This is a genomic window from Streptomyces sp. NBC_01474 (genome assembly GCF_035918215.1).
Classification (GTDB): domain Bacteria; phylum Actinomycetota; class Actinomycetes; order Streptomycetales; family Streptomycetaceae; genus Streptomyces; species Streptomyces aureus.
The window spans coordinates 911881-938830 of sequence record NZ_CP109449.1; the positions used below are offsets into that span (position 1 = coordinate 911881).

27 protein-coding genes and 1 pseudogene are annotated in these 26950 nt (G+C 69.9%); 10 read left to right on the forward strand and 18 right to left on the reverse strand.

What is annotated here, in order from left to right; all coding sequences use genetic code 11:
• Window positions 1-76: 76 nt before the first annotated feature.
• The 4 genes from OG758_RS04430 (at window position 77) to OG758_RS04445 (ending at window position 2357) form a co-directional block, all read left to right on the forward strand.
• Entirely contained in the window at window positions 77-808 is a 732-nt protein-coding gene (locus OG758_RS04430) for a 2OG-Fe(II) oxygenase (protein WP_326708708.1), read from the forward strand.
• Window positions 805-1113, forward strand: coding sequence for an Ada metal-binding domain-containing protein (locus OG758_RS04435; protein ID WP_326708709.1), 309 nt, complete (start codon window positions 805-807; stop codon window positions 1111-1113). Before OG758_RS04430 ends, OG758_RS04435 begins: the two co-directional genes overlap by 4 nt.
• Complete coding sequence (locus OG758_RS04440; protein WP_326708710.1) at window positions 1110-1673, forward strand: hypothetical protein; 564 nt, start codon at window positions 1110-1112, stop codon at window positions 1671-1673. Before OG758_RS04435 ends, OG758_RS04440 begins: the two co-directional genes overlap by 4 nt.
• Before the next feature lie 111 nt (window positions 1674-1784).
• Window positions 1785-2357, forward strand: a complete 573-nt coding sequence (locus OG758_RS04445) for a MarR family winged helix-turn-helix transcriptional regulator (protein WP_266570364.1) — start codon at window positions 1785-1787, stop codon at window positions 2355-2357.
• 18 nt (window positions 2358-2375) lie between these two features.
• Here OG758_RS04445 and OG758_RS04450 read toward each other — a convergent pair whose 3' ends face one another.
• The 10 genes from OG758_RS04450 to OG758_RS04495 form a co-directional block, all read right to left on the reverse strand.
• Window positions 2376-3101, reverse strand: a complete 726-nt coding sequence (locus OG758_RS04450; RefSeq protein ID WP_326708711.1) for a gamma-glutamyl-gamma-aminobutyrate hydrolase family protein — start codon at window positions 3099-3101, stop codon at window positions 2376-2378.
• Window positions 3098-4588: an aldehyde dehydrogenase gene (locus OG758_RS04455; RefSeq protein ID WP_326708712.1), complete on the reverse strand. Its 1491-nt coding sequence runs from the start codon at window positions 4586-4588 to the stop codon at window positions 3098-3100. The genes OG758_RS04450 and OG758_RS04455 overlap by 4 nt, the downstream gene beginning before the upstream one ends.
• Before the next feature lie 114 nt (window positions 4589-4702).
• On the reverse strand, window positions 4703-6160 hold the full coding sequence (locus tag OG758_RS04460) for an APC family permease (protein WP_326708713.1): 1458 nt from the start codon (window positions 6158-6160) through the stop codon (window positions 4703-4705).
• 151 nt (window positions 6161-6311) lie between these two features.
• The gene (locus OG758_RS04465; RefSeq protein WP_326708714.1) at window positions 6312-6947 is read right to left on the reverse strand and encodes a TetR/AcrR family transcriptional regulator; all 636 of its coding nucleotides are present in this window, start codon (window positions 6945-6947) and stop codon (window positions 6312-6314) included.
• Window positions 6948-7062: 115 nt separating this feature from the next.
• Complete coding sequence (locus OG758_RS04470; protein ID WP_326708715.1) at window positions 7063-7911, reverse strand: fumarylacetoacetate hydrolase family protein; 849 nt, start codon at window positions 7909-7911, stop codon at window positions 7063-7065.
• Window positions 7912-7921: 10 nt separating this feature from the next.
• Window positions 7922-8866, reverse strand: a complete 945-nt coding sequence (locus OG758_RS04475; protein ID WP_326708716.1) for a 3,4-dihydroxyphenylacetate 2,3-dioxygenase — start codon at window positions 8864-8866, stop codon at window positions 7922-7924.
• Window positions 8859-10322 (reverse strand): aldehyde dehydrogenase, encoded by a 1464-nt coding sequence (locus OG758_RS04480; RefSeq protein ID WP_326708717.1) that lies wholly within the window; start codon window positions 10320-10322, stop codon window positions 8859-8861. The genes OG758_RS04475 and OG758_RS04480 overlap by 8 nt, the downstream gene beginning before the upstream one ends.
• A gap of 34 nt (window positions 10323-10356) precedes the next feature.
• Complete coding sequence (locus OG758_RS04485; RefSeq protein ID WP_326708718.1) at window positions 10357-11163, reverse strand: acetoacetate decarboxylase family protein; 807 nt, start codon at window positions 11161-11163, stop codon at window positions 10357-10359.
• 13 nt (window positions 11164-11176) lie between these two features.
• Entirely contained in the window at window positions 11177-12421 is a 1245-nt protein-coding gene (locus tag OG758_RS04490) for an NAD(P)/FAD-dependent oxidoreductase (protein WP_326708719.1), read from the reverse strand.
• A 1-nt stretch (window position 12422) separates the two neighbouring features.
• Window positions 12423-12611 carry a ferredoxin gene (locus tag OG758_RS04495; protein ID WP_100593447.1) on the reverse strand — a complete coding sequence of 63 codons (189 nt, stop codon included), beginning with the start codon at window positions 12609-12611 and terminating at the stop codon, window positions 12423-12425.
• A gap of 345 nt (window positions 12612-12956) precedes the next feature.
• Here OG758_RS04495 and OG758_RS04500 point away from each other — a divergent pair, with 345 nt between their 5' ends.
• The 3 genes from OG758_RS04500 (at window position 12957) to OG758_RS04510 (ending at window position 16804) form a co-directional block, all read left to right on the forward strand.
• Window positions 12957-14333: a glutamine synthetase family protein gene (locus tag OG758_RS04500; RefSeq protein ID WP_326708720.1), complete on the forward strand. Its 1377-nt coding sequence runs from the start codon at window positions 12957-12959 to the stop codon at window positions 14331-14333.
• A 29-nt stretch (window positions 14334-14362) separates the two neighbouring features.
• Window positions 14363-15649 carry a cytochrome P450 gene (locus tag OG758_RS04505; RefSeq protein ID WP_326708721.1) on the forward strand — a complete coding sequence of 429 codons (1287 nt, stop codon included), beginning with the start codon at window positions 14363-14365 and terminating at the stop codon, window positions 15647-15649.
• A 126-nt stretch (window positions 15650-15775) separates the two neighbouring features.
• Window positions 15776-16804, forward strand: coding sequence for a S66 family peptidase (locus OG758_RS04510; protein WP_326708722.1), 1029 nt, complete (start codon window positions 15776-15778; stop codon window positions 16802-16804).
• Window positions 16805-16875: 71 nt separating this feature from the next.
• On the opposite strand, the gene OG758_RS04515 is transcribed toward OG758_RS04510, so the two are convergent.
• The 5 genes from OG758_RS04515 to OG758_RS04535 all read right to left on the reverse strand — a co-directional run bounded on the left by OG758_RS04515 (window position 16876) and on the right by OG758_RS04535 (window position 22211).
• Complete coding sequence (locus tag OG758_RS04515; protein WP_326708723.1) at window positions 16876-17877, reverse strand: ABC transporter permease; 1002 nt, start codon at window positions 17875-17877, stop codon at window positions 16876-16878.
• Window positions 17874-18776, reverse strand: a complete 903-nt coding sequence (locus OG758_RS04520; protein ID WP_326708724.1) for an ABC transporter ATP-binding protein — start codon at window positions 18774-18776, stop codon at window positions 17874-17876. The genes OG758_RS04515 and OG758_RS04520 overlap by 4 nt, the downstream gene beginning before the upstream one ends.
• A gap of 44 nt (window positions 18777-18820) precedes the next feature.
• Window positions 18821-19237: a GntR family transcriptional regulator gene (locus tag OG758_RS04525; RefSeq protein ID WP_326708725.1), complete on the reverse strand. Its 417-nt coding sequence runs from the start codon at window positions 19235-19237 to the stop codon at window positions 18821-18823.
• A 106-nt stretch (window positions 19238-19343) separates the two neighbouring features.
• Window positions 19344-21230, reverse strand: coding sequence for an APC family permease (locus OG758_RS04530; RefSeq protein ID WP_326708726.1), 1887 nt, complete (start codon window positions 21228-21230; stop codon window positions 19344-19346).
• A 216-nt stretch (window positions 21231-21446) separates the two neighbouring features.
• Window positions 21447-22211, reverse strand: coding sequence for a DUF4118 domain-containing protein (locus tag OG758_RS04535; protein WP_326708727.1), 765 nt, complete (start codon window positions 22209-22211; stop codon window positions 21447-21449).
• 344 nt (window positions 22212-22555) lie between these two features.
• Between OG758_RS04535 and OG758_RS04540 the strand changes: the two genes are divergently transcribed.
• Window positions 22556-24508, forward strand: coding sequence for an amino acid transporter (locus OG758_RS04540; protein WP_326708728.1), 1953 nt, complete (start codon window positions 22556-22558; stop codon window positions 24506-24508).
• 31 nt (window positions 24509-24539) lie between these two features.
• On the opposite strand, the gene OG758_RS04545 is transcribed toward OG758_RS04540, so the two are convergent.
• A complete protein-coding gene (locus OG758_RS04545) occupies window positions 24540-24734 on the reverse strand; it encodes a hypothetical protein (RefSeq protein ID WP_326716290.1) in 195 nt (64 codons plus the stop codon).
• Window positions 24735-24747: 13 nt separating this feature from the next.
• A pseudogene (locus OG758_RS04550) lies at window positions 24748-24943 on the reverse strand (flavoprotein); the annotation flags it as partial.
• Window positions 24944-25061: 118 nt separating this feature from the next.
• Between OG758_RS04550 and OG758_RS04555 the strand changes: the two are divergent.
• On the forward strand, window positions 25062-25526 hold the full coding sequence (locus OG758_RS04555; protein ID WP_326708729.1) for a MarR family winged helix-turn-helix transcriptional regulator: 465 nt from the start codon (window positions 25062-25064) through the stop codon (window positions 25524-25526).
• A gap of 24 nt (window positions 25527-25550) precedes the next feature.
• On the opposite strand, the gene OG758_RS04560 is transcribed toward OG758_RS04555, so the two are convergent.
• Window positions 25551-26111 carry a TetR/AcrR family transcriptional regulator gene (locus OG758_RS04560; RefSeq protein ID WP_326708730.1) on the reverse strand — a complete coding sequence of 187 codons (561 nt, stop codon included), beginning with the start codon at window positions 26109-26111 and terminating at the stop codon, window positions 25551-25553.
• 123 nt (window positions 26112-26234) lie between these two features.
• Here OG758_RS04560 and OG758_RS04565 point away from each other — a divergent pair, with 123 nt between their 5' ends.
• Window positions 26235-26909 (forward strand): SDR family oxidoreductase, encoded by a 675-nt coding sequence (locus tag OG758_RS04565; RefSeq protein ID WP_326708731.1) that lies wholly within the window; start codon window positions 26235-26237, stop codon window positions 26907-26909.
• Window positions 26910-26950 lie beyond the last annotated feature (41 nt).

The window sequence follows — 26950 nt, forward strand, 5'->3', positions numbered from 1 at the left end:
CGACTCCCCCGGCTCCGATGGGCACCCGCACCGTCCGAGCCAGGGTGACACCACCATCGACCCAAGGATCCTCACCATGCCGGACACCACGCGCCTGACGGGCCCGGTCACGGACCGGGTCGCCCACGAGGAGTGGGGCGCCCTGGCCGACGAGCTCAACACCCACGGAAACGCCGCTACCGGCCGTCTCCTCACGCCCGAGGAGTGCCGACGGATCGCGGACCTCTACGACGACACCGAGCGCTTCCGCACCACCGTAGACATGGCCCGCCACCGCTTCGGCTCCGGACAGTACCGCTACTTCACGCATGAACTGCCCTACCTCGTAAGCGAGTTGCGGGAGGTGTTCTACCCGAGGCTCCTCCCCATCGCCCGCGACTGGGCCGACAAACTCGGCAAGCCCGCGCCCTGGCCCGACTCGCTCGACGAGTGGATCGGGATGTGCCACGCGGCCGGGCAGGACCGCTCGGCCCAGATTCTGCTGCGGTACGGGCCCGGCGACTGGAACGCGCTGCACCGCGACGTGTTCGGCGACATGCTCTTCCCGCTCCAGGTCGTCATCGGCCTCGACGCACCGGGAACCGACTTCACCGGTGGCGAGTTCCTGATGACCGAGCAGCGCGCCCGCGCACAGTCGAGGGGATCGTCCACCACCCTGCTCCAGGGCCACGGGCTGGTCTTCACCACCCGCGACCGGCCCGTCGCCTCGAAGCGCGGCTGGTCCAACGCCCCCATGCGGCACGGCGTGAGTACCGTGCGCACCGGGCAGCGGCACACCCTCGGGCTCGTCTTCCACGACGCGGCATGAACCCCGGCGGCCCACCTGCCCCGTTTGAGCCTGGACGCACATACGCACTGCTCGGCCGGAGCGGAACGCCCTGTCTGAGCGCAACCCCGGGAACGCTCGGAGGGCACCGCCGCGGGCGCCTCTACGGACGTCTGGACTGCCCGTCCGCGTTGCGCGCCATCTCCCGGGGCCACTACGTGAAGCACCGGGTGTTCTTCCCGGACGAGGCCACCGCCGTCGCGGCCGGATTCCGGCCGTGTGCGGTCTGCCTGCCCGAGGAGTACGCCTGCTGGAGAGCCGACCGAGGGAGCACCCACCAGCCATGAACAACCTCTCCGACCGGGAATCGTCCCGCTCACCCCTGATCAGTCCCGCGGATCTGGCCGCGCACGGCGACCTGCCCCGGCCCTGTCCGCACACCGATGGTGAACTCGCCGCACTCATACGTCTGTTGACGCCCCCGAAGTCGCGGATCGAGACCGTCGCCGTGGGACACAGCCGTGACGCGGCGTCCCGTGCGGCCGCCGACGCGTTCGCCACCGCGTGGACAGCGCGGGGCGGCAAAGTGCTCACGATCGTCAACTGGCCCGAGAGCGCGGCCTCCTGGCTGCGACCGGCCACCCGGCTCACGGCCGGACTCCCCGACGCGTGGGTGGTGGCCGCGGCCCCGCTCGGCTTCGCCCAACTGGCCCGCCGCCTGAGCCACTCCACCGACTGGGACCCGTCCCGCACCTACGCGTTCGCCTCCCTCAACGACTCACGCCTCCCGGCACTCACCGGCCCGGACACCTTGCACGGCCTGCGCGGAGCCACTGCCGACGGCGGCACATGGGAGGTACACCGCGGCTGGGTGACCACGTACGACGCCGCCGACTCGACCTCATGACCGCACCGACAGCACCTCTCCGCGAGACGGAAACCTCATCACTCCGTACAATTTGGCCCCGAACGATACCCTGCCCGGAACGCGCCGCGGTGGCGCCGAAGGAGTGTGCTCGTGCCAGGCCAACGATCCATCACCGAAGCCGAGAAGCTGGCAGAGGCGAAGCTCGGTGGAATGCCGGTCCGCCATGAACAGATGGCGGTGGTGGCCAACATCTACCGGGCCGCCTCGGCCGTCCGTCAGCACCTGGAGAACTCGGTCCTGCGCGAGGCCGACCTCACCTGGACCGCGTTCGTCGTGCTCTGGGTGATCTGGGTCTGGGGTGAGTCCGAGACCCGTCATGTGGCCGAGGAGGCCGGAATCTCCAAGGGCACGCTCACCGGGGTCTCCCGCACGCTGGAGGCGCGACACCTGGTCCGGCGTGCCGGGCACCCGAGCGACGGCAGGCTCGTGCTGCTCAGCCTCACGGACGAGGGCGAGGAGCTGATGCGGCGGGTGTTCCCGAAGTTCAACGAGGAAGAGGCCTTCGTCGCCGGGCAGCTCAGCGACGAGGAGTGCCGCAGCGTCGCGGACGGGCTGCGCAGGGTGGTGCTCCAGGTCGAGGAGCACGGCGAGGAGCGCCGGCTCGCCCTGCTGGACGGCGCCGAGCCCGCCCCCCGCCGCAGCGGGCGCCGCCCCAAAGCCTGACCGGCACCACGGGAAGTGTCAGCCGTGAGCGCGCGCCGCCCGGACCAGGGCGTCGAAGATGCCTTGCTGTGCGCCGTCCTCGTGTGCCGTGTCCTCCGGATGCCACTGCACGGCGGTGAACCAGCCGCGCGCTTCCGGGAGTTCGAGCGCTTCCACCGTCCCGTCGGCGGCGCGGGCGGTGACCCGTAGTCCGGAGCCGAGCCGGTCCACCCGCTGGTGGTGGTAGCAGGACGCGTCCACTTTCTCGGTCCCGGTGGCCTGCTCGAGAAGCGAGAGGCGTTCGATCGCCACCGGGTGCACGATGTGCCGGTGCTCGCGTTCGGGGCCGCCCATGTCCTGGTGCAGCGTGCCGCCGAGCGCGGTGTTGACCACCTGGAGTCCCCGGCAGATCGCCAGTAGCGGTATCGCGGCGTCCAGGGCCTGGCGGGCGAGTTCGAGGTCGAAGGCGTCCTGGGTGTCGTCGACGTCGTAGACGGTGGCGTGTGCCGCGGTCGCGCCGTAGCGGTACGGTGCGATGTCGCCGCCGCCGGGCAGCAGCAGGCCGTCGAAGCGGGCCAGCCGGGCGGCCACCTCGAGGGGGCAGGTGGTGCCGCCGGGGGCGTGCGGGTGGAGCGTGGCCGGTTCCCCGCCGGCGTTCCAGACCGCCTCGATCAGGGCGCGTGCGTTGACCTCTGCGGCGTATCGAAGTGCCGAGGTGGAGGCGGCGAAGCGGGCCGGTACGGCGATGAGGGGCCGGGTCGTCACAGCTGGATCCAGGTGGTCTTGAGTTCGGTGTACTTCCCGATTGCGTGGGCGGACTTGTCCCGGCCGTTGCCGGACTGCTTCATGCCGCCGAAGGGCACGGTGAGGTCGCCCTCCTCGTAGCAGTTGACCCACACCGTTCCGGCCTTGAGGGCGCGGGAGACCTGGTGAGCGGTGGACAGGTCGGAGGTCCACAGTCCGGCGGCGAGTCCGTACTCGGTGGCGTTGGCCAGCGCGACGGCCTCGTCGAGGTCGTCGAAGGTGAGGACCGACAGGACGGGGCCGAAGATCTCTTCGCGGGCGAGCCGCATCCCTGGGTTCACCTCGTCGAAGACGGTCGGCCGCAGGAAGCTGCCGCCGGTGCCGGTCAGGGTGCGGGTGCCGCCGGTGCGCAGTCGCGCACCCTCGCTCGTACCCGTGTCGATGTGATCGAGCACGCGGCCGAGGTGGGCCTCGCCGACCAGGGCGCCCATCTCGGTGGCGGGGTCGAGGGGGTCGCCGACACGCAGTTCGCCGGCCCGCCGCACGATCGCCTCGGTGACACGTTCGGCGACGGAGGTGTGGACGAGGAGACGGGAGGGGGCGGTGCACATCTCGCCCTGGTTGAAGAAGATGCCCCAGGCGGCGGTCGCGGCCGCCTTCTCCAGGTCGGGGGCGTCGGGCAGGATGATGTTGGGTGACTTGCCGCCCAGTTCGAGCCAGACGCGCTTGAGGTTGGAGTCCGCGGCGTAGCGCAGGAAATGCCGTCCGACAGCCGTCGACCCCGTGAAGGCGAGGACGTCGACGTCCGGGTGCAGTCCGATGGCGCGCCCGGCCGTGGGGCCGTCGCCGGTGACGACGTTCAGGACGCCGGGGGGCAGGCCCGCCTCGGTGGCCAGCCGACCCAGTTGCAGCGCCGACAGGGGCGAGTTCTCGGAGGGTTTGAGGACGACGGTGCAGCCGGCCGCGAGCGCCGGGGCGACCTTCCAGGAGGCGATGGTCAGGGGGAAATTCCACGGGACGACCGCGCCGACGACTCCGGTCGGCTCGCGGGTGACGAGGGCGAGTGCGTCGGGCGCGGTGTGCGGAGACTCGTCGGTGAGCTTGTCGGCCAACTGCCCGTAAAAGCGGAAGGTGTTCACGGCGGCGCGCAGCTCGATGTCGTACGCGTCCGTGATGGGTTTGCCCATCTCCAGGCTCACGGTGAGAGCGATGCGGTCGCGCCGTTCCTCCAGCAGGTCGGCCAGGCGGAGCAGTGCGCGGCCGCGGTCGGCGGGGGCGAGGCGGGGCCACGGGCCGGCGTCGAAGGCGCGGCGCGCGGCGGCCACCGCGGCGTCGACCTCGGCCGCGCCACCGTCCGCGACCTGTGCGAGGACCTGTCCGTCACGGGGTGACACGGCCGCGTAGGTTGCGCCGCCGCCCGGTTCGTCGGCGCCGTCGATGTGGTGGAAGCCGGACAGGTCCAGTTCCTTGGCGCGGCTCAGCCACTCGTCGTGGGTGAGTTCCAGCATGGTGTGGCCTCCGGCTCACTGAAGGTGTTTGAGGTCAGATGAAATCGGGTCCGCGTGCCGGGGTGCGCCGGGCGGCATGTGCGCCGGGCGCACCCCGAGAGGGAACAGACGGAGTCAGGCCGTCGCGCCCGGCCGCGCACGAACCGCCCGGGCCGCGACGGCGCTCAGCACGAGGACGGCCGGGACGCTCAGCACGAGCCAGATCGCCGTCTCGGCCGAACCGCCGATGAGCGTCGTGAAGTTGGCCAGGATCACCCAGATCGCGCCCCCGATTCCTAGCGCGCCCAGGGCCGGGGCGATCAGCGTGTTCCAGGGGCGGGTGTCGAGGCGTTCGCGGCGGAAGAAGACGATCACGGAGACCGACGTCAGGAAGTACAGCAGCATCATCGCGAGGACGGCCACGCCGCTGAACCAGGAGAAGAGGCTCAGCACGGGGTCCTTGCCGAGCAGCGCGAACGGCACGACGAGCAGCAGCGCGAGCGCGGTCTGCACGGTGCCGGCTGCCGAGGGCGAGTGGCGCCGGTTGAGCGTACAGAGCCTGCGCGGGAGCACGCCTTCGCGGCCGAGCGAGAACAGATAGCGGTTGGCGGAGTTGTGGAAGGCGAGGATGCCGGCGAAGAGCGAGGTGGCGAGCAGGACCGGCAGGACGTCGCCCGCCCAGCCGCCGAACAGGTCCGCGACGGGCGAGAGGACGAACACCACACCGTCGCCGCCCGCCAGCGCCTTGCCCGCGGCCGCGGTGGCGTGCGAGGCCCCGTAGGCGGAGACGAGCATCCAGGAGGTGAAGGCGAAGAACCCGGTGACGACGGCGACGGACAGGTAAGTGGCACGCGGAACGGTCTTCTTGGGCTCACGTGCCTCCTCTCCGTAGATCGCGGTGGCCTCGAAGCCGAACATCGACGCCACCGCGAACATCAGCGCCACCCCGGGTGCCCCTTGCAGCGCGGCCTTCGGTGAGAAGCTCTCGGCGAAGCCGAGTCCTTCCGGGCCGCCGCCCTTGACCAGGGTGACCAGCGCGAAGACGAGCAGGATGCTGAACTCGGCGAGGACGAAGACCGCGAGCACCTTGGCGCCCATTTCGATGCCCGCGGCGCCGAGCACCTGGACGATCACCATCGTGCCCACGGCCCAGACCCACCAGGGCGCGTCGAGGCCCGTGTACCGAGCCACCAGCCCGCTCACGATGGACCCGTAGAGCCCGTACATGGCGGCCTGGATCGTGCAGTAGGCGAAGAGTGCGACACCGGCGCTGCCGGTGCCCGTGGTCCGGCCCAGGCCCCTGCCTATGTACGTATAGAAGGCGCCCGCGTCCACGACGTGGCGGCCCATGGCGACGAAGCCGACCGAGAAGAGGAAGATCACCGCCCCGGCGACGGCATATCCGGCCGGGGCGCCCGCGCCGTTGCCGAGGCCGACGGAGATGGGGAGGGCGCCTGCGATGCCGGTCAGCGGCGCCTGCGCGGAGAGGACGAAGAAGAGGATGCCCACGACGCCGAGGGCGTTGGACTTGAGCTTGCCTGCTGTGGGCGGGTCCTGCACGGTCTGTTGCCTTGTGACCGTCTGACTGTCCACGCGGATCACCTGCCGGGGATGAGGGAGGGGCGATTCGTTTCAGGCCAAACGAGTTGCCCCATAGTCGGATGGGACCCGGCGTTTGGCAAGGCCCTGCGGGATGGTTCCGGTTGGGCTCCGCCTGTCCCTCGAAGCCGTGGGTGGCGAAGGGTCAGGCGTGTTCTTCGGAGTCGGCGCCGAGCCCGCGCAGCAGAGACCTCAGCTCCTCCAGAGCGGCCTCCGTCATCTCCGGTTCGCCCAGCACCAGTTGGTGCAGGACGAGGCCGTCCAGCGCGGCGAAGACGAGCCGCATGAGCGCTGGGCTCGCATCCTTCGGAAGCATGCGGTTCAACTCACGCTGGGCCGCGTCGAAGTACTCGTCGTACAGGGTGCGCAGCGGCGGCAGCAGCTCCGGCCTGCGCCGGGACTCCAGCATCAGCTCGTACTGGAACGCCTGCAGGTCCGGGTTGGCGGCGACCATCTCCGACAGCCCCGCCGAGAAGTCCGCGGTCCTGCCGGTGCCGGACTCCATGGCGCTGGTGTGCAGGCTGGTGTGCACCGTGTGGGCCAGCGCCGCTTCGATGAGGGCGTCGCGGGAACCGAAGTGGTGCACGACCAGACCGTGGGTGACGCCGGCCTCCTCCGCGACGGCGCGGTAGGTCAGTTTGCGCAGGCCACCGCGGGCCACCACCCGCACGGCCGCGCTCAGGAGCGCGTCACGGCCCGCTCCGTAGTCCAGTCGTTTGCGCGCCCCGCCACGAGGGCTTCGGCTCTTCTTGTCGTCTGGCGCTTCGGCGGATTCGGTCACGTCAGGGACCCTACCTAGCCCGCGGTGGCCGCCGGTCGAATGCGCAGCACCGCGCTCGGGGCGCCGCGCCGGGCGGCTTCGGAGGCCGGCCCGGCACGGCGCGGTTCGTGAGCCGTCAGCCCCGGCGGGGCGGGCGGATGCCGCGGAACTCCCAGTCGCCGCCCAGCGCCGTGGACAGGACTTCCTCGGACTCGGTGGGCTGGGCACCCACGTCGGAGCGGATCGCGGTGGGGCCGGTGACGATGTGGTTGGTCAGCCGTCCCAGACCCTCCACCTCCACCTCGACGACGTCACCGGGCTGTACGGGGCGGGAGTTGGCCGGTGTGCCGGACAGGAGCACATCGCCGGGGTACAGCGTGATGGTGCGGGCGATGTCGGCCACGAGGTAGTGCATGTCCCACTCCATCTCCGCGGTCGAGCCGTCCTGCACCACCTCTCCGTTGACGTAGGTGCGCAGGTACTTGTCGTGGAAGTCCCAGTCGGTGACCAGGCCGGGGCCGAGCGGGCACAGGGTGTCGGAGCCCTTCACCCGCAGCATGGAGCCGGCGTCGGTGTCGCGGAAGTCGTGCAGGCCGTAGTCGTTGGCGACCGTGTAGCCCGCGATGTACTCCCCCGCGTCGGCCGGCGAGATGTTGCGCGCCGTCCTGCCGATCACGATGGCGACCTCGCCCTCGTAGTTGAGCCACTTGCAGCCCTCGGGGCGCACGATGGCGCCCTTGTGGGAGTTGAGGGCCGAGGTGGGCTTGTGGAAGTACGTCGGGGTGGGCGTGAGCTCGATCCGGAACTCGTCGACGCGGCTGCGGTGGTTGAGATGGACGGCGACGACCTTCGAGGGGACGACCGGGGGCAGGTGCTGGGCGTCCTCCACCTTGACGCGGCGGCCGTCGCCGGCGACCAGTTCGTCGTCCTCGCGGAGGACCTGGACGGCCGCGCCGTCCAGGAGGATGCGGCGGTACTCGGGCATGAGGGGGCTCCTAGGCGCGGCTGTGGGGGTTGTGCGGGGCGGGGTGTGCGGGCAGGCCGCTGCCGGTCCAGCCGCCGGCGGGGCGGTCGAACCACAGATGGACCTGGCCGGTGCCGATCGAGTTCTCGTACTCGCCGTACTGGCGCGCCCTGGCGACGCAGTCGCGCTCGCCGAGGGCACCCGCCATCATCAGGTAGTGGAAGAACTTGGCCTCGGGCTTGAACTTCCAGAACTCGTCCATCGTGTCGATGACCTTGTCGTGGCGGCCTTCCTTGAACCAGGCGATGCGTTCTTGATCGGCCGCGCGCGCCTCGGCGGTGAAGATGTGCGCGGGGTCGCTCGATTCGTGGTCGCGCAGTTGCCGCAGCGGCCAGAAGGTGTGCGACAGGGCGCCCGAGGCGATGAGCAGGACGCGGCGGCCCGGGGTGGCGGCGATACCGTCGGCGAGCGCTCGTCCGAGGCGCAGGTGGTCCTCCATGTCACCGGTCTGGCAGACGCCGATGGTGACCCACTTCTTGTCGGGCAGGCCCTCGCCGAGGAACTTCCACAGGTTGGTCGTGGCGTAGTAGATCGGCAGGTACGGGTCGTCGATCGCGGTGATCCAGGTGCCGTGCTTGTCCGCGAACCCGGCTATGTTCTCGGCGAGTTCGGGGTCGCCCGGGAGGTCGTAGGGCATCCGGCACATGCCGCGCGGCAGTTCTTCGGAGGTGAAGAGACCGGCTCGGCGCTGCTGGGCGGTGACGACGAATTCGACGGTGGTGGCCCAGTGCGAGTCCAGGACGACGACGGTGTCGTACTCCTGGGAGGCATCCCGCTCGAAGACCTCGCGGCGCAGTTCGTTCAGGCCGGTGACGAGGGTGATCTCCTTGCCCTCGTTCAGTTCCAGGCGCGTCTCCTGAGGGAGCACGACGGTGGGCACGTGGGCGAGCAGCCCCGCCCCGACGATCTCACCCATGGTCCCGCCAGCCCTTCGGCGCCGTCACGGTGTTCTTGAGGTCGCAGTAGAAGTCGAAGCTCCAGGTGCCTCCCTCGCGGCCCACTCCGGAGTGCCGGGAGCCGCCGAAGGGTGCCTGGAGGTCACGTACGAAGAAGCAGTTGACCCAGACCGTGCCGGCGACGAGCCGGTCGGTGACGCGCGCGGCGCGCCCGCGGTCGCCGGTGGCGACGGTGGCGGCGAGCCCGAATCGGGTGTCGTTGGCCAGGCGGACCGCCTCGTCCTCGTCGGTGAACGTCTGCAGGGTCAGGACGGGGCCGAAGACCTCCTCCTGCACGATCTCGGAGTCCTGGGCGACATCGGTGAGCAGGGTCGGCGCGTAGTACTGGCCTTCGCCCCGCCGGCCGCCGATGACGGCGCGGGCCCCCGCGGCGAGGGCACGCTGCACGAAGCCGTCGATCTTCTCCAGCTGGCGGGTGTGGATGTTTGGGCCGATGTCGGTGGTCTCGTCGCGCGGGTCCCCCTGCCGCAGGGCCGAGGCCTTCTCGGTGAAGCGTCGGGTGAACTCCTGCGCGATCGTCTCCTCGACGAGGATGCGGGTCGCGGCCAGGCACACCTGTCCGGCGTTGTCGTACTGCTCCACGGCCAGGTCGACGGCGAGGTCGAGGTCGGCGTCCGCGAAGACCAACAGCGGTGACTTCCCGCCGAGTTCGAAGCTGGCGGGCACCAGGTTGGCGGCTGCCGCGGCGGCGATGGTCTTCGCGGTGGGCACCGATCCCGTGAAGCTGATGCGGCGCACGTCGGGGTGGGAGACGAGGGCGTTGCCGGCCTCGGCGCCGTAGCCCTGCACGACGTTAAGGACCCCGGCGGGAAGTCCGGCCTCGGCGGCGATGTCGGCGAACAGGGAGGCGGTGAGGGGCGACCACTCGGCGGGCTTGAGGATCACGGTGTTGCCCGCGGCGAGCGCCGGGGCGAGCTTCCAGGTGGCGAGCATCAGCGGTGCGTTCCACGGGGTGATCAGCACGCAGGGGCCCGCCGGGTCCCAGCTGACATGGTTGGTGTGGCCGCGGGTGTCGAAGTCGTCGTGGCCGAGGCCCACGAGCCGGTCGGCGAAGAAGCGGAAGTTGTGTGCCACGCGTGGCATCACTCCGCGCCGGTGCGAGCGCAGCAGCGCGCCGTTGTCGTGGGTCTCGACGATCGAGAGGTCCTCGATGCGCTTCTCGACGGCGTCGGCGACGGCGTGCAGGATCCGGGCTCGTTCGGCGCGCGGAGTGGCCGCCCAGCCGGGGAAGGCCGCGCGGGCCGCGGCGACGGCGGCCGACGCTTCTGCCGCCGTACCGCGGGCGATCTCGCCGAGGACGCTCCCGTCGATCGGTGAGACATCCACGAAGGTGCCGGCGGAGGCGACGCGTTCGCCGCCGATCCAGTGCCGGGTGTCGACGGCGACACCGGCCACGGTGAGGGTGTGTTCGCTCATGTCCAGTCTCCAAGTGACATGTAGTGGGCTGGAGTTACTCAGCTCCGGAGGTTCCGGACTCGAGCAGCGTGCCGCCGTCCCACACGACGCCGACCTGCCGGTAGTAGGCCGCGATCGGCTCCCTGATCTCCAGTCGGGCCAGCTCCTCGGTGGGCGCTTCGAACAGCTCCAAGTCCGCGTCACCGACCCACGCCTGACCGGCCTCGAAGGACGCGGCACCGGTCTCGATCAGCTCGTCGAGAGCCAGTCCCTTGCCCTTTTCGACGGAGGGCAGCCAGCGGTGATGGGCCATCGGGTGGCTGTTGACGAAGCCGTTGGACTCGGACGGTTCGCGCAGGGTGACCACGGCCTGCGCCAGGCGGCGGTCGGCCGCGGCGAGGGTCGCGCCGAAGCGCGCGCCGGCTTCGATCCGCGGGGCGGGACCGTAGGGGTGCGGGCGGGTCTGGTGGATGGAGCCGAGCTTCTTCGGGTACCCCTGGTGCAGGCCGCGCGCGACGGCGAAGTCCTTGTCGACCCAGATGTACACGCAGCGCGAGTAGGTGCGCCCCTTGTACCGGCAGCGCACGACCGCGAAGGCCTCCTTGTACTGGGCCAGCACGGGATCGAGCAGCTGGCTCCCGTCCGCGGCACAGGACTGCCAGTCGGCCCAGATCAGCGCGACGGCGCCGGGGTCCTCCTCAGCCAACTCCAGTGTTTCAGGGAGGAGTTCACGTACCCGGGCGGGGTCGGTGCGGTACTCGACGGTGAGCAGGTCGCCGGAGTAGTGCCACGGAGGGGAGGGGATCAGCGAGGCGTCGCCGGTCGCCGTCTTGGGGTGGAAGTATCCACGGACGCTGGCCATGACTGGGGGTTCCTTACGAGATGAGGGCGGGCTGCGCGAGGAGCTGGGCACGGTAGCGGGCGGCGCCCGTGGTGGTGGCGGGGCCGCCGAGCGCGACCACCCCGACGAGCCGGTCGTCGCGGTGGTAGCCGACGAGGACGTCACCTTCCGGGTCGCCGTCCAGGACGCGCACGTCGGCGAGGCCGAGGGCGGGTGCGCCGAAGGACTGCAGCCGGAACTCGTGCTGGTCGCTCCAGAAGGTGGGCAACGGGGCGAACGGCTCGGGTTGCGCCGCGCTGCCGACGAGGTGGGCCACGAGGCTCTTCGCGGCATGCTTGGCGGTGTCGGTGGGGATCGACCAGTGCTCGACGCGGCGGGGTACGCCGTCGTAGCGGGCGTTGGGGAAGCGGGCGACGTCGCCGACGGCGACGACGTTCGGGTGGCCGCCGACGCACAGCCGCTCGTCGGTCAGGACCCCGTCGGACAGATCCAGGCCGTTGCCGTCCAGCCATTCGGTGTTGGCGACCGAGCCGACGGACTCCACGACCACATCGGCCGGAAGCACCGTCCCGTCGGTCAGGACGACACCGGTCACCCGGTCCTCGCCCTCGAAGCCCGCGACCCCCGCGCCGAGGGCGAAGCGCACGCCGCGTTCCTGGTGGCGCCGGTGCAGCGCGCGGGCCAGGAGTTCGCCGAGCGGGCGGAGCATCGGCAACGGCTCGGGGTCGACCACCGTCACCTCGGCGACACCGAGGCCTTTGGCTGTGGCGGCGACCTCGCAGCCGATGAAGCCCGCGCCGATGACGACGACGCGAACGCCCGGCCGGATCAGTTCGTCACGCAGGCCCCGGGCGTCGGCGAGGGTGCGCACGGTGTGCCGGCCGCTGACGGGACCCGAGGGACCGTCGCAGCACAGCCTGCGCGGCCGCATGCCGGTGGCGACGACCAGGCCGTCGAAGGCGAGTTCCGTACCGTCGTCGAGTCCGACAAGGCGCTCGTCGAGGCGGGCGGAGGCAGCGGTCGTGCCCAGCCGCCACTCGACGTCCGCCGCGCTCGCTCGGGGCGTGAACGCGAGGGACTCGAACGGCACCTTTCCGGCGAGCACGTCCTTGCTCAACGGTGGTCGGTTGTACGGCATGTGGGGCTCATCGCCGATGACCGTGATCGCGCCGGTCCAGCCGGCTGCGCGCAGCTGTTCGGCGGCGCGCAGGCCGCCCATCGAGGCACCGGCCACGACGACGCGCCCCGGACTCCGGGGGACGTGAGCCGTCTCTGCCATCTCAGGCCTCGATCCGGATGGCCTGCAGCGGACAGACGTCGGCGGCTTCCTCGACCTCGTCGCGCAGCGCGTCGTCGGGGTCGCTGACGTAGGCGAGGCGCCCGGTGTCGTCGAGCTGGAAGACGTCGGGAGCCGAGAAGACGCACTGTCCGTGGTCCTGGCACTTGTTCATGTCGACGACGACCTTCATGGCCGGTCCTCCTGGAGGTGAGGGCGTCGGGGCGCACTGAGGGAAGTGGGGCCCGGCTCCGTGGCCGGGCCCCTGCCAAAGGGGTACGGATGGCCGCACTCCCTAACTCGTTTGGCTTCAAACAACATAGGAAGCGAACGGACCCTGGTCAAGAGCTATCCAGATGGATAAATTCTTTCCCTGCACCCCTTGCGGAGAGGGGCGGCCGTCCATACCGTTTGGCACCAAACAACGGGTGCACGCCGGTCTGGCGTCCGCACCCCGACGCCGGACCCTTGCCAGGCGGGCCACCCCGCCGGGCTGCCGGCCACCACGCCCCCGTTCACATCCGCCGAGGAGACATCGGTGAGCGCTCAAGAGACCCCAGCAGTCCGCACCGCCATGGACCGGCTCGCCGCCGACGGCATCGACGTGGTCCGGGTGACGTATCCCGACCTGATCGGCACCGACCGCGCCCGTGACGTCCTGCTCGACCACCTGCCCTCGGCCTGCGACCACGGCCTCGCCTTCTGCCGCGCGGTCTACCACACCACCCCGCAGGGCGACGTCGTCCCGGTCCGGGGCGGCCTCGACGCGGGCCTGCCCGACGTGACCGTACGACCCGACCTCTCCACCGCCCGCGGCCTGCCCTGGGAGCCGGGCGTCGCCTGGTGCCTGGGCGAGACGACCGACCCGGCCACCGGCTCCCCCAGCCCGGAGTCCCCGCGCGACCTGCTGCGCTCGGTGCTCGCCCGCTGCGAACAAGCGGGGCTGCGACCTGTCCTCGGCCCCGAGCTCGAGTACTTCCTGCTCGAAGAGGACACGGCAGCGCCGACCGGCTGGCGCCGCTACGGACAGGGCGTCGCCGGAGTCGTCTATACGGCCGGACTGCGCGCCGACGCCGACAACCACCTGCTGCCCACCCTGCGCAAACTGCGCGATCTCGACATCGGCGTCATCAGCGCGAACCACGAGTTCGACGCGGGCCAGTTCGAGATCAACCTGACCCACTCAGAAGCGATGGACGCCGCAGACCGCGCCTTCCTCTTCAAGTCGGCCGTCAAGGAACTCGCCCGCAAGGAAGGGAAGTTGGCCACCTTCATGGCCAAGCCCTTCAACGACGCGGGAGGCTCCGGCTTCCACCTCCACTTCTCCGGCGAAGCCGCCGATGACTCCGTCGCCGAGGACGGCCGCAACGTCTTCGACGACCCCTCGGGCGCCTACGGTCTGTCGGACACCGCCCGCCACGCCATCGCCGGCATCCTCGCCCACGCACCCGCACTCGCGGCCCTGCTCAACCCGACCGTGAACTCGTACAAGCGCTTCGGACCCGACACCCTCGCGCCGTGGCTGATCGACTGGGGCCTCGACAACCGCAGCGCCATGGTCCGCATCCCGCCCGAGCGCGGCTCCGGCGCCCGCCTGGAGCTCCGGCTCGGCGACGCCAGCGCCAACCCCTATCTCGCGACCGCCGCGCTGTGCGCCGCCGCGCTCCTCGGCATCCAGGACGGCAAGGAGCCGCCGGCGCCCCTGCAGGGCTACGGCTACGACCCCGAGAAGTCCCAGATGCTGCCGACGACCCTGCCCGCCGCACTCGACGCCCTCGAAGCGGACGACGCGCTGACCGAAGTCCTCGGCAAGGACTTCACCGAGTCCTTCCTCACCTACAAGCGCGACGAGGTCGACCGCTTCAACCACCACGTCACGGACTGGGAGTTCACCGAGTACTCCTACCACCTCTGACCGGCCGCACCACCTTCAGGAGCACCCTCATGACGAACCCGACCGACGCCATCGACCCGACCGCACCCATGCCGCTCGCCGACGTCGACCTCGCCGACCTCGACAACTTCACCGACGGCGTCACCCCCTGGCGCATGTTCCACACCCTGCGCCACGAGGACCCGGTCCACTGGCAGCCGGAAGAGGCACCCAACTCGGGCTTCTGGGCCGTCACCCGGCACGAGGACATCGCACGCGTCGACCGCGACGCCGAGACGTTCACCTCCACCAAATTCGTCAACCTCGAAGAGGTCGACGACGACCAGATCAAGAAGCGCGCCTCGATCCTGGAACTCGACGGCGTGCGTCACCGCGCGATGCGCAGCCTGCTCCAGCGCCAGTTCGGCGCGAGCGTCATCAACAGCTACACCGACTTCCTGCGCGGGCTGACCGCCAAGACCTTGGACACGGCGCTCGCCAAGGGCAGCTTCGACTTCGTCAAGGAGGTCTCCGCCGACTTCCCCATCAACGTACTGGCCCGCCTCCTGGACGTGCCGCCGGAGGACAACCAGCAGCTCATCGACTGGGGCAACCGGATCATCGGCAACACCGACCCCGACTACGCGGACGTGCTCCTCGGCAGCGAGGAGAGCGAGAAGTACCGAGACCTGCCGTTCCGCTCCCCCGCCTCCCTCGAAGTCTTCGAGTACGGACGCGAGTTGGCCCGTCAGCGACGCGGCGGAGACGGCACCGACCTGGTCTCCAAGCTCGTCAACGAGACCCCCCGCGACGGAATCCCGCTGTCCGGACAGGACTTCGACAACTACTTCCTGCTCCTCGTGGTCGCCGGCAACGAGACCACACGCCACACCATCACGCACTCCATGCTGGCACTGCTCCAGCACCCCGAGCAGCTGGCCCGCCTCCAGGAGGACCCCTCCCTGATCCCTACGGCGGTCGAGGAGTTCCTGCGCTGGGCGTCCCCCGTCTACCACTTCCGCCGCACCGCGACCCGCGACGTCGAACTCGGCGGAAAGCAGGTCAAGGAGGGCGACAAGGTCGTCATGTGGTACGCCTCCGGCAACCGTGACGAGAAGGTCTTCGGCAACCCGTACGACTTCGACGTCGCCCGCGCGGACAACGACCACGTCACCTTCGGCAAGGGAAGCCCGCATCTGTGCCTGGGCAACCTCCTTGCCCGCACCGAGATCCGCATCATGTTCGAGGAGCTGATCCCGCGCCTGGCCGGCATCCGCCTCACGGGCGAGGTCCCACGCGTCCGCTCCAACTTCGTCAACGGAATCAAGAAACTCCCCGTGGAGGTCACGCTCGCCTGACACGTCCTCCCTGACTGTCAGGCGCCGCAGAGACGCTGCGCGAGATCGATCGGCTCGCGCAGCCGCAACTCCCGCCCCCTCACAAACCCCTGTCGGACGCGCAGCGCTTCGTGCCAGAATCCACGCATGTCGGTTCGATACCCGCGCTCCCTGCGTCCCGGTGACCGTATCGGTGTCACCTCTCCGTCGAGTGGTGTCTCGAAGGAGATGAGCGCGCGCCTCCAGGTAGCTGTCCGTGAGGTGAAGGACCGTGGGTACGAGGTGGTGGTCGGGCGGTGCATGGACGGGTCCCGGCACGTCAGTGCCTCGGCCGCCGATCGCGCGGGCGAGTTGATGTCGATGCTGACCGATCCCACCATCAGGGCGGTCGTCCCGCCGTGGGGCGGGGAGACGGCGATCGATCTGATCCCGCTGCTCGACTGGGACCGGCTGCGCGACGCCGAGCCCACCTGGTTCGTCGGGTTCTCCGACATCTCGACCCTCATCGCGCCGCTGACGCTGCTCACCGGCACCGCGACCGTCCACGGCAACAACCTGATGGACACGCCCTATCGCGTACCCGAGGGACTGCTGACGTGGCTCGACATCGTGGCCGCTCCCCCGGGCCACCGCTTCACGCAGACTCCGGCCGGCCGCCACCGTTCCAGTGGCTTCGACGACTACGCCGTCTTCCCGGACGTCCGCGAGTACACGCTGAACGCCCAGGGCACCTGGACCCGGCTCGACGGCAGCGGTGACGTGGAGGCCGAGGGGCGGTTGATCGGGGGCTGCATCGAGACGATGTGCGATCTCGCGGGAACCCCCTACCTCGACGCCTCGGCCTTCGCCCGTGACCAGGCTCCCGACGGACTCCTCATCTATGTCGAGGCGGCCGAGGACAATGCCTTCACGATCTGCCGGAACCTGCACGGCATAAGGCTCGCCGGTTTCTTCGACCACGCGAACGCGATCCTCGTCGGCCGGACCAACGCACCGGACCGCCGCACCCTCACCCAGCACGAAGCCGCGCTCGACGCACTCGGCTCCCTGAACGTGCCGATCATCGCCGATCTGGAATGCGGTCACCTCCCGCCCTACATGCCCATCGTCAACGGTGCGCTCGGCCGCATCGTTCACACGTCGACCCGAAGCGAACTCACGCAGACACTGGCCTGACGACGTCGGCGGGAGGGCCCCGGGCCCATCGGCCCGGAGCCCTCCCGCCTGAAGAACCGCCCACTCCCCCGTCAGGCGATGTGACGGATCCGGCGCACGGCGAGGAAGACCAGGAGCGCCGCCAGAGCGAGGAAGATGCCCGTCTCGATGCTCTGGAAGGCCCAGAACCTGTCGCCGGGCTGGTAGAGCTGCCAGTTGTGGGAGCCGGGCCCCAGGCCCTGATGTGCCATCTGCTCCAGGCACGAACTCGCGCCGCTCTTACCCTCGTTGGAGGACGGGCACCCCACCTGGGCGTTCTCCCTCACGAGCTTCCCGGCGCCGTCGCGCAATCCCTGGCTGAGAATCCAGTCGCTCGATGCGGGGTTCGGTCCCTGAGAACTCGCCAGGCCGTAGTTCAGGGTTTTGGCGGGCATGTAGTGGGACCGGCCGAGGGTTTCGACGGCGATGCGCACGACGGCGAATCCGGCGAGGGTGACCGCCATCGCCGGCAGGACCCGGCGCGCGAAGGTGCCGGCGAAGATGCCCAGCGACACGGCGAAGAGGGTGTAGCCGATCGGCGCGATGCCCTGCACGTCGAACCAGAGGTAGCCGAATCGCCCGTTGCCGTTGGCGGCCAGAGGCTCGTACCACCAGGACACCCCCAGGGCGTACACCACGGCGAGGAGGACCGTGACGGCGCCCACCAGGCCGAACTTGACGAGCGCCCACCGAAGGCGGCTGACGCCCTGCGTCCACACGAACCGGTGCGTGCCGTGTTCGACCTCGCGGGAGATCAGCGGTGCGCCGAGGAACAACCCCATCAGCAGCGGCAGGATCACGAAGAGGATGCCGACGAACGACAGATCCTTGAACTCGTTCTGGAACTGCGTACTGAGGGCGTTACAGCTGTCCACGGCCTTGTTCGCGGCCAGCACGTCCGTGCCCAGCTTCGAAAGGCACGCGCCCAGGCCGGAGTTGTCGAAGGCATCGTGCATCCGCAGACCGGTGGGAATCATGATCGCGGCGAGTGCGGCCAGCCCGATCCCGGCGAAGAGCGCTTGCTTGCGATGCTGTTTCCACGTCAGCCAGATCATGCGGTCACCTCCGAAACGGTGCGCGCCGCACGGGTGTCGCCCGTGTGGAGGTAGGCGAGGACGAGGTCTTCCAGAGTCACCTCGTGCCGGGTCCAGGCCGGGTCGTCGACGGGGCGTCCCTTCGTGCGGACGAGCAGCGTGGACTGGCGATCGGTGTGGCTGGCGTTGATGACCTGTGCCGGGCCCTCCATCGGGACGGCGTCCGGCTCGGTGCGCGGACCGACCAACGTCCGGTGCTCGTCGAGCAGTTCGTCGATCGATCCGACCAGCCGGACGTGTGCCTTCTGCAACACGATCAGGTAGTCGCAGACCCGTTCCAGGTCCGCCACCAGGTGCGAGGACAGCAGCACCGTCGTGCCGCTCTCGGCGACCACGCCCATCAGTGCCTGCATGAACTCCCTTCGCGCCAGCGGGTCGAGCGCCGCGACCGGCTCGTCGAGCAGCAGCAGACGGGGCCGCTTGGCCATGGCCAGCGCCAGAGCCACCTGGGCGCGCTGCCCGCCGGAGAGTTTCCCGACCGGCTTCTTGAGCGGAATGTCGAGTTGGCCGATCCGCTCACGGGCGAAGGCGGCGTCCCAGCGGCTGTTGAGCTTGCCGCCCAGGGTGATGAGGTCTGCGGCGGTGAAGTCGCGGTAGAGCGGCGTGTCCTGGGCCACGAATCCGACCTCCCGCAGGACAGCGGTGTTGTTACGCGGATCCTGGCCGAAGACGCGCACCTGTCCGGCGTCGGACCGCAGCAGTCCGACGGCGAGGTGCAGGAGGGTGGACTTGCCCGCTCCGTTGGGTCCGGCGAGCCCGGCGATCCGGCCGGCGGGCAGGTGCAGCGAGCACTCCTGGAGTGCCCATGTGCGCCCGTACCGCTTTCCGAGCGCGTCGGTCTCCAACGCCATGTTCGTCATGTCCGATCCCCCAACTGGTCACGCATGTCTGGTCCCCCAACTGGTCACGAGACGTCCTCGGCCGGCGGTGCGTCGAGCGTGGTGCGCAGAGTGGTGTCGATCAGCGCGGTGATGTCCTCGCGGCCCAGACCCGCGGCCCGGGCCTTGTGCAGCCAGACGACCAGGTCTTCGCGCAGCCCGGCCTGGTGGGCCAGGGCCGGGCCGGCGAGGGTGCCGACGAGGAAGGTGCCCACGCCTGGGCGTCCCTCCGCCAGTCCTTCGAGTTCGAGCTCGCGGTACGCCTTCAGCACCGTGTTCGGATTGATCGCCAGCGACTGAGCCACCTGTCGCACCTTGGGCAACTGATCCCCCGGCTCGGCGAGACCGACCCGCAGAGCCTGGCGCACCTGGAGCACAAGTTGCATGTAGGTGGCCACCCGTGAACGGCCGTCAAGTACGAACTCGATCACTGCTTCTCCCATTGTCTTACGACAGTAAGACAGCTTGCCGACCCTGGATCCAGGCGTCAAGACTGAATGTCCTACGACAGTAAGACAACGGGCACGGAGACGAGACAGAGGGGGCCGTTCAGCGCCCGTCGGCGTCGACGCGGAAGCGGAGTCGGCAGATCACCGCGTCCGTGTCGCGCCGTACCGCGTGTGCGACGACGGAGCCGCGCTGGTTCTGCAGGAGGCGCTGCCAGAGGCGCGCGGACTCGGTTTCGGGGATCAGTACGGTGATCTGGGAGTCCGGGCGGGTGGCGGACAGCTGGCGTACGTAGGCCGAGACGGGCCGGCCGAGGGCGCGCGTGGGGGAGCTGAGCTCGACGAGATCGACACCCGGGTTCCACAACTCCCAGTCGCGATACAGGGCTTCGGCTTCGCGACGGTCCTCCGGGGCGGGGTGCGTGACGGTGATCGCCAGCACTTCGTCGCCCAGTGAACGGGCCGCTGTGAGCGCCTTGCACGTCAGCTTGGACAGACCCGAGACGGGTACGACGACCAGCGAGTGGGCGCGTTCGGGCGGTTCGGGGATGCGGCCGAGTTCGAGGCGCTCGCCGATACGGCTGTACGCGCGACGCACCCGCTCGAAGCCGAGGACCAGCAGCGGCAGGGCGAGGACGACGAGCCAGGCGCCCTCGGTGAACTTGGTGGCGGTGACGACCACTCCCGCGACGCCGGTCAGCAGGGCGCCGAAGCCGTTCAGTACGGCCTTCGCCCGCCAGCCCTTGACCCGTTCGCCGTACCAGTGCCGGACCATGCCGACCTGGCAGATGGTGAAGCCGATGAACACGCCGATCGCGAAGAGCGGTACGAGGGTGTTCGTGTCGCCGCCGGAGAAGATCAGCAGCAGCGCGGAGACCAGGGCCAGCGCGAGCACCCCGTGCCGGTGCACCTGCCGGTCGGCCTTGAGGGCGAACACATGGGGGAGGTGGTTGCCCCGGGCCAGCAGGCTCATCAGTACGGGCAGTCCACCGAAGGACGTGTTGGCGGCGAGCGCGAGGAGCACCATCGTCGCGAACTGCACCACGTAGAAAGCCACGTTGTGTCCGAACGAGGCGTCCGCGAGCTGTGCGAGGACCGTCACGCCTTCGACCGGCTGGAGATGGAAGCGGCCGATGAGGATGGACAGGCCGATCAGCATCACACCGAGGAGAGCGCCGAGCGCCACCTCGGTGCGCTGGGCGCGGCGGGCGGCCGGGGCGCGGAAGGACGGTACCGCGTTGGCCACGGCCTCCACGCCGGTGAGGGCGGAGCAGCCGGCCGCGAACGCCCTGAGCAGGAGCAAGGCCCCTACGGTGGTGGCGCCGTTGCCGAGAGCGGAGGTGTGGCCGTCGGCCGAAGCGGTGCTGACCGGGCCGTCACGGAAGAGCCCGACCACGATCATCGCGAGGATCGAGCCGACGAACAGGGCGGTCGGCAGCAGGAACGCCTTCGCCGAGTCGACCACGCCCCGCAGGTTGATGGCCGTGACCAGGACGAGGACGCCGAGGCAGATCCAGGTCCGTTCGCCGTAGAGCTGCGGGAAGGCCGAGGTGAGCGCCGCGACACCGGCGGTGACGGAGACCGCGACGTTCAGCACGTAGTCGAGGATCAGAGAGCCGGCAGCGACCAGGCTGGTGCGACGCCCCAGGTGCCGCTTGGCCACGGCGTACGAGCCGCCGCCGTCCGGGAAGGCGGCGATGACCTGACGGTACGAGGCCACCAGCACCGCGAGCAGTCCGGCGATCGCAAGCGTGACGGGAAGCGTGAACCCCATCCCGTGGGCACCGGCCACGGCCAACACCAGAACGATCGACTCCGGTCCGTACGCCACCGAGGCCATCGCGTCCAGCGACAGCGCGGCGACCCCCTGGAGCGCGGTGAGCTTGTGCCGGTCACCGGCCCGGATGGCTCCGGCGTTCCCGGTATCAGGCGGCTCCTGAACTCCGTCGCCGTCTTCCGCCGTGTTCGCACTGCCTGTGTGTATGGCCATGTTCCCGGTCCTCCGATGGAGCAGTTCGAGGACCAGCGTGAATGCCGTGCGGCAAGGGGCCCAGCCTTCTTGCCGTGATCCATACGCGTGCCGGAGCACTCTTCACGCGCTGCATACGTCTCGGCAGGAGGCCATGCTCACCGGCGCCGCTACGACGGTCACGACGCACTGGCCGCCGCCGGCTCCACGGCACCGGGCGAGCGTCTGGACCGACCCTCAGGCGCCCTTCGCCGGGCGGGTGATGTCCAGCGCAGCACCCGTCTGATCGGCGAGCGTCACGGCGACGAGGCGGGCCTGGAGTGACGGGACGGGGCCCGGTCCGGGGGTGAGCATGTAACGGCCGAGGTACTGGCCGTTGCCGTACGCGCGCAGTTCGATCTCGCCGTCGGGCCAGCCCCCGCTGTCGACGTCCCAGCGCCTGCGGCCGGCCACCACGGTCCCGTCCTGCTCCAGTCGCGGCGGCCGTCCCAGGAGGGTGCCGTACTCGAATCGGCAGCCGCGCAGTCCGAGCAGTTCGGTCAGCTGCTCGCGCACATGGCCGACGACCGCGTCCGCGGAGGTGGTGGACTGGGCGAGGTCGGCGGTCCCGTGGATGCGCGCGAGGTACTCCGCGTCCGTCACCGTGACCACCTTCAGCCGGCGCGCGCGGGCCGCGAGCTGCGACACGATCAACCCGACGACCAGGAGCAGCACCGCCGTCTCGACGTCATCGGAGTTGGTGATGCTGAACCGCTGGTACGGGCGGGTGAGGAAGAAGTCGAACCAGGCCGCCGCCGACAGCGCCGCGACAGCGCCCGCCACACGACTGCCGACGGCCGCCACGGCGACGACCACCACGACCAGGATCAGGGCGGCGTTGGTGGCCGTGAGGTCCGTGCGGAAGGGCACCAGCACGAGCGCGACGAGGAAGGGGCCGACGAGGCCCGCGGCCAGTGCGATCCGGTCCCGCACGGGGTAGCCGGTCAGCGGATTGCCGGTCATACGCGTCGCCTCCAGCTCTCGGGCACCGCCCCCAGATCTAGGTATCACGGGGGTGCTCCGCCCGCCCCGCGAAGCGCGGGGCCAGCCGCGTGACCTGCCTCCCTTTCAAGTGTGCTGCGTGGCGTGAACACCGTCCATCGCCCGGTCGGGACACCCGCCGGTTGCGCTCCGTCGCCGTGCCGATCCTCCGGCCGGTGGTGACAATGGGCGGCACGGACGAACGGCGCCGTTCCTCTCAGCGCGGAGCCGGGCATGGGCCTGGGTCTCGCGAGCTGTGGACGTCGGCCCGGGTGTCCGTGTGATGGCCGGGACCCCGGGCTGGGCAGCACGTCAGGAGTACACCGATGGCCACCACGCAAGGGGCCCGTACGAGTCGCCTGCGCGCGTGGATGCTCGAGGGTCTCTCCGACATGGCCAAGACCCCGCAGCAGGGGGCGGCCGCCGAGCCGGAGCCGTCCCACAAGGGGCAGCCCTGGTGGCGGGTGATGTGTCTGACCGGCGTCGACTACTTCTCCACCCTCGGCTACCAGCCCGGCATCGCGGCTCTCGCGGCCGGTCTGCTGTCGCCGGTGGCCACCATCGTGCTGGTGATCGTCACTCTCATGGGTGCGCTGCCGGTGTACCGCCGGGTCGCCGAGGAGAGCCCGCACGGCGAGGGCTCGATCGCGATGCTGGAGCGGTTGCTGTCCTTCTGGAAGGGCAAGCTGTTCGTCCTCACCCTGCTCGGCTTCGCCGCGACCGACTTTCTCATCACCATCACCCTGTCGGCGGCGGACGCCTCCACCCACCTCGTGGAGAACCCCCATCTGACGGACACCCTGCACAACAAACAGATGGTCATCACCCTCGTCCTGGTGGCCCTGCTCGGCGCGGTGTTCCTCAAGGGGTTCCTGGAGGCGATCGGCGTCGCCGTCGTCCTCGTCGGCATCTATCTCTCGCTCAACGTCGTGGTGGTGGTGACCGGCCTCTGGCACGTGATCACTAAGGAGCATGTGGTCACCGACTGGTCCACGGCGCTCACCGCCGAACACGGCAACGCGTTCGCCATGATCGGGGTCGCCCTGCTGGTCTTCCCCAAGCTCGCGCTCGGCCTCTCCGGGTTCGAGACCGGCGTGGCGGTCATGCCCCATGTGAAGGGCGACCCCACCGACACCGAGGAGCGGCCGACGGGCCGCATCCGGGGCGCCAAGAAACTGCTGACCACGGCCGCCGCGATCATGAGCGTGTTCCTCGTCTGCACCAGCTTCATCACCACACTGCTCATCCCGGAGAAGGAGTTCAAGTCCGGCGGCCAGGCCAACGGCCGGGCGCTCGCGTACCTGGCGCACGAGTACCTGGGCAGCGCCTTCGGCACGGTCTACGACATCTCCACCATCGCGATCCTGTGGTTCGCGGGCGCCTCCGCGATGGCCGGGCTCCTCAACCTGATGCCCCGCTACCTGCCGCGGTACGGCATGGCGCCGCACTGGGCCCGCGCCGTACGTCCGATGGTGATCGTCTTCACCCTGATCGCGTTCCTGGTGACCTGGATCTTCGACGCCGACGTCGACGCGCAGGGCGGTGCCTATGCGACCGGTGTCCTCGTCCTGATCTGCTCCGCCGCGATCGCCGTCACCATCGCCGCGCGCAAGGCCCGGCAGCGCAACTGGACCATCGGCTTCGCCATCATCTCGGCGGTGTTCCTCTACACGACGGTCGTCAACGTCATCGAGCGCCCGGACGGCGTGAAAATCGGTGCCTGCTTCATCGCCGGCATCATGCTCGTCTCGTTCCTCTCCCGGCTGGCCCGCGCCTTCGAACTGCGCGTCACCCACGTCACGTTCGACGCCATGGCCGAGCGCTTCGTACGCGACATCGCCAGCCGCAAGGTCAGGTTCATCGCGAACGAGCCCGACAACCGCGACGTCAGCGAGTACCGCGCGAAAATCGACCAGATCCGCCACGACAACGACATCCCGGCCCAGGAGGACTTCGTCTTCGTCGAGGTCACGGTGCTCGACCCGTCGGAGTTCGAAGGGGACCTGAACGTGCGCGGCGAGGTGCTGCACAGCCGCTACCGGGTCCTGGCCCTGGACGGCTCCTCCATCCCCAACGCCCTGGCCGCCCTGCTCCTGCACATCCGTGACACCACCGGCCGGGTTCCCCACATCTACTTCGAGTGGACGGAGGGCAATCCCCTCGCCAACTTCCTGCGCTTCTTCCTCTTCGGCCAGGGCGAGGTGGCACCCGTCACCCGCGAGGTCCTGCGGGAGGCCGAACCCGACCCGGCCCGCCGCCCCCACGTCCACGTGGGCTGAACGCCCCCGAGGGCGTCGGGCCCGTCTTCACTCAACTCGCCTCCGGGAAGCCGTGGTCGGCCCGGTTCTCGATCACCCGCTGCCGTACGTCATCCGGGAACGAGTTCGCGAACGAGGCGGTGACGCAGGCGGCCCGGCCCTCGAACTGCCCGGGCAGCAGACAGCTCATGACGGACTTGCTGCCCCTGCCCGTGCGCACCTCTTCCTCGGTGAGGTACGGGACCATCGGGATACCCGGCCTGGTCGTCGAGGCTGTGGCACACCGATGCCATCGCCTGAACCTCGCACGCTGAGCCCGGTCTCCTCGGTGAGGGTCGCCCGGGCCCATCGACTCACGACCAGGTGTGTCTCCACGCCCAGTTCACCCAGCACCTCCAGAAGCCGTACACCGAAGGGCGCGCCGGTCGCTCCTGTCATCGCGACGACAAGCCTCACGTCGCCACCTCCGTCTCACGTCAATGCCCTCACAACAAACAAGGACGTATACGTCCTACTTCTGCGACGGTGTAGTACGTGTACGTCCTGATCAATTCCGAAAGGACAGCGCAGAGCGATGAACGGAACCGACACACCGGGCGACGGCACCTCCGGCACCATCCACGCCGCGCTCGACGGACTCGGCCCCCTGGCGCGCCAGCTCGGCCAGATCCACACCCGTCTGTGGCACGAGCAGGTCCACCAGGACCTGACCGGCCCCCAGTTCACCGTCCTGGGCCTGCTCCGGACCCACGGACCCATGGATCAGGGCACGCTCGGCACCCTCGCCAGCCTCGACAAGTCGACCGCGGCGCCGATGCTGGAACGCCTCAGGCACCGAGGCCTGGTGGCGATCACGAAGGACGACAAGGACCGGCGGCGCAAGCTCGTCACCATCACCGACGCGGGCCGCGAGCTGGCCACGACTCTGGCCCCCTCCGTCGTCGGCATCAGCGAAGAGATGCTGGCCCACTTCAACCCCGTCGAGCGGGACCAGTTCCTCAGCCTCATGCGGCGCGCCGTCGAGGCAGCGAAACAGTAACCGCGCGATGCCCCGGCAGTGCCATCACTCGGCTGACGTCAGAGCTTCTCGCGCGGCGGCCAGGATCTCCTCGGAGAGCGGGAATTCCCTGGTGGCGCGGGCCAGGACGAGCGCGCCGACCATCGTGCACAGCCGGGCCATGCCGTCCTGATCGCCGGTGGCGAGCCAGTCGGCGAAGTCACCGACCCCCTCGCTGTACACGCGGCGGGCCTCACGGTCGCCCGACCCGCGGGCCATGTCGGAGGCGAGAGCGGCGGCGGGACAGCCGTCCGCCGAGTTGTCGCGATGCGCGACGGAGAGATAGACGTCGATCAGCGCCTGCTGCGCGGCATCGCGCTGCCCGTCGCTCTGCTCGAGGCCGGCCGCGCGACGCCGGGTGAGCTCGTCGAACGCGTGGGCGGTGGCTTCGTCGACGAGCGCCTCCTTCGAGGCGAACTGCTTGTAGAAACCGCCATGGGTCAGGCCGGACGCCTTCATGAGCTCGGCGACGCTGACATGCGTTCCCTGCTCCCGGAACAGCCGGGAGGCGTTCTCCACCACGCGCCTGCGGTTCTCCAGCGCTTGCGCCTGCGATACGCGGCCCATCGGCCACCTCCCCGTTCCCCTCATTGGATGTCGGTTGCAATCTATCCTAGACCCGGTTTAGATTACATACGTAATCTACTTGGCGGACCCGATCACCGGGCCCCCGAACCATTGGGAGCGGACATGGAACTCAAGGGCGCGGTCGCAGTCGTCACCGGGGCCAACCGAGGGCTGGGCCGCCACCTGGCCGACCAGCTCGTACAGCGCGGAGCGAAGGTGTACGCGGCGGCGCGGCGCCCCGAGACCGTGGACCTGGCGGGCGTCACCCCGCTCCGCCTGGATGTGACCGACGAAGAGTCGGTCCGGGCCGCGGCCCGCGTCGCATCCGACGCGACACTGCTCGTGAACAACGCCGGAATCTCCACCGGCACGACTCTCATCACCGGAGAACTGGAAGCGGTACGCCGCGAGTTGGAGACGAACTTCTTCGGGCCGCTCGCCCTTACGCGGGCGTTCGCCCCGGTCATCGAGGGCAACGGCGGAGGCGTGGTGCTGAACGTGCTCTCCGCGCTGTCCTGGCTGCACCCGGCCGGTCTCGGGTCCTACGCGGCGACGAAGGCCGCCACGTGGGCGCAGACGAACGCCGTGCGCGAGGAGCTGGCACCCCGCGGCATCACGGTCACTGCCCTGCACGTGGCCTACATGGACACCGACATGGCCGCCCTCGTCCCCGCCGATCAGAAGGTCGACCCCGCGGATGTGGCGGCCCAGGCCCTCAACGCCGTGGCGGACGGCCTCCCGGAAATCCTCGCCGACGACGTCACACGGCAGGTCAAGCGGGGTCTGGCCACCGCCTGAATGCGGCGTTTCATCAACGGAGAGCGGCCCTCACCCCCCTC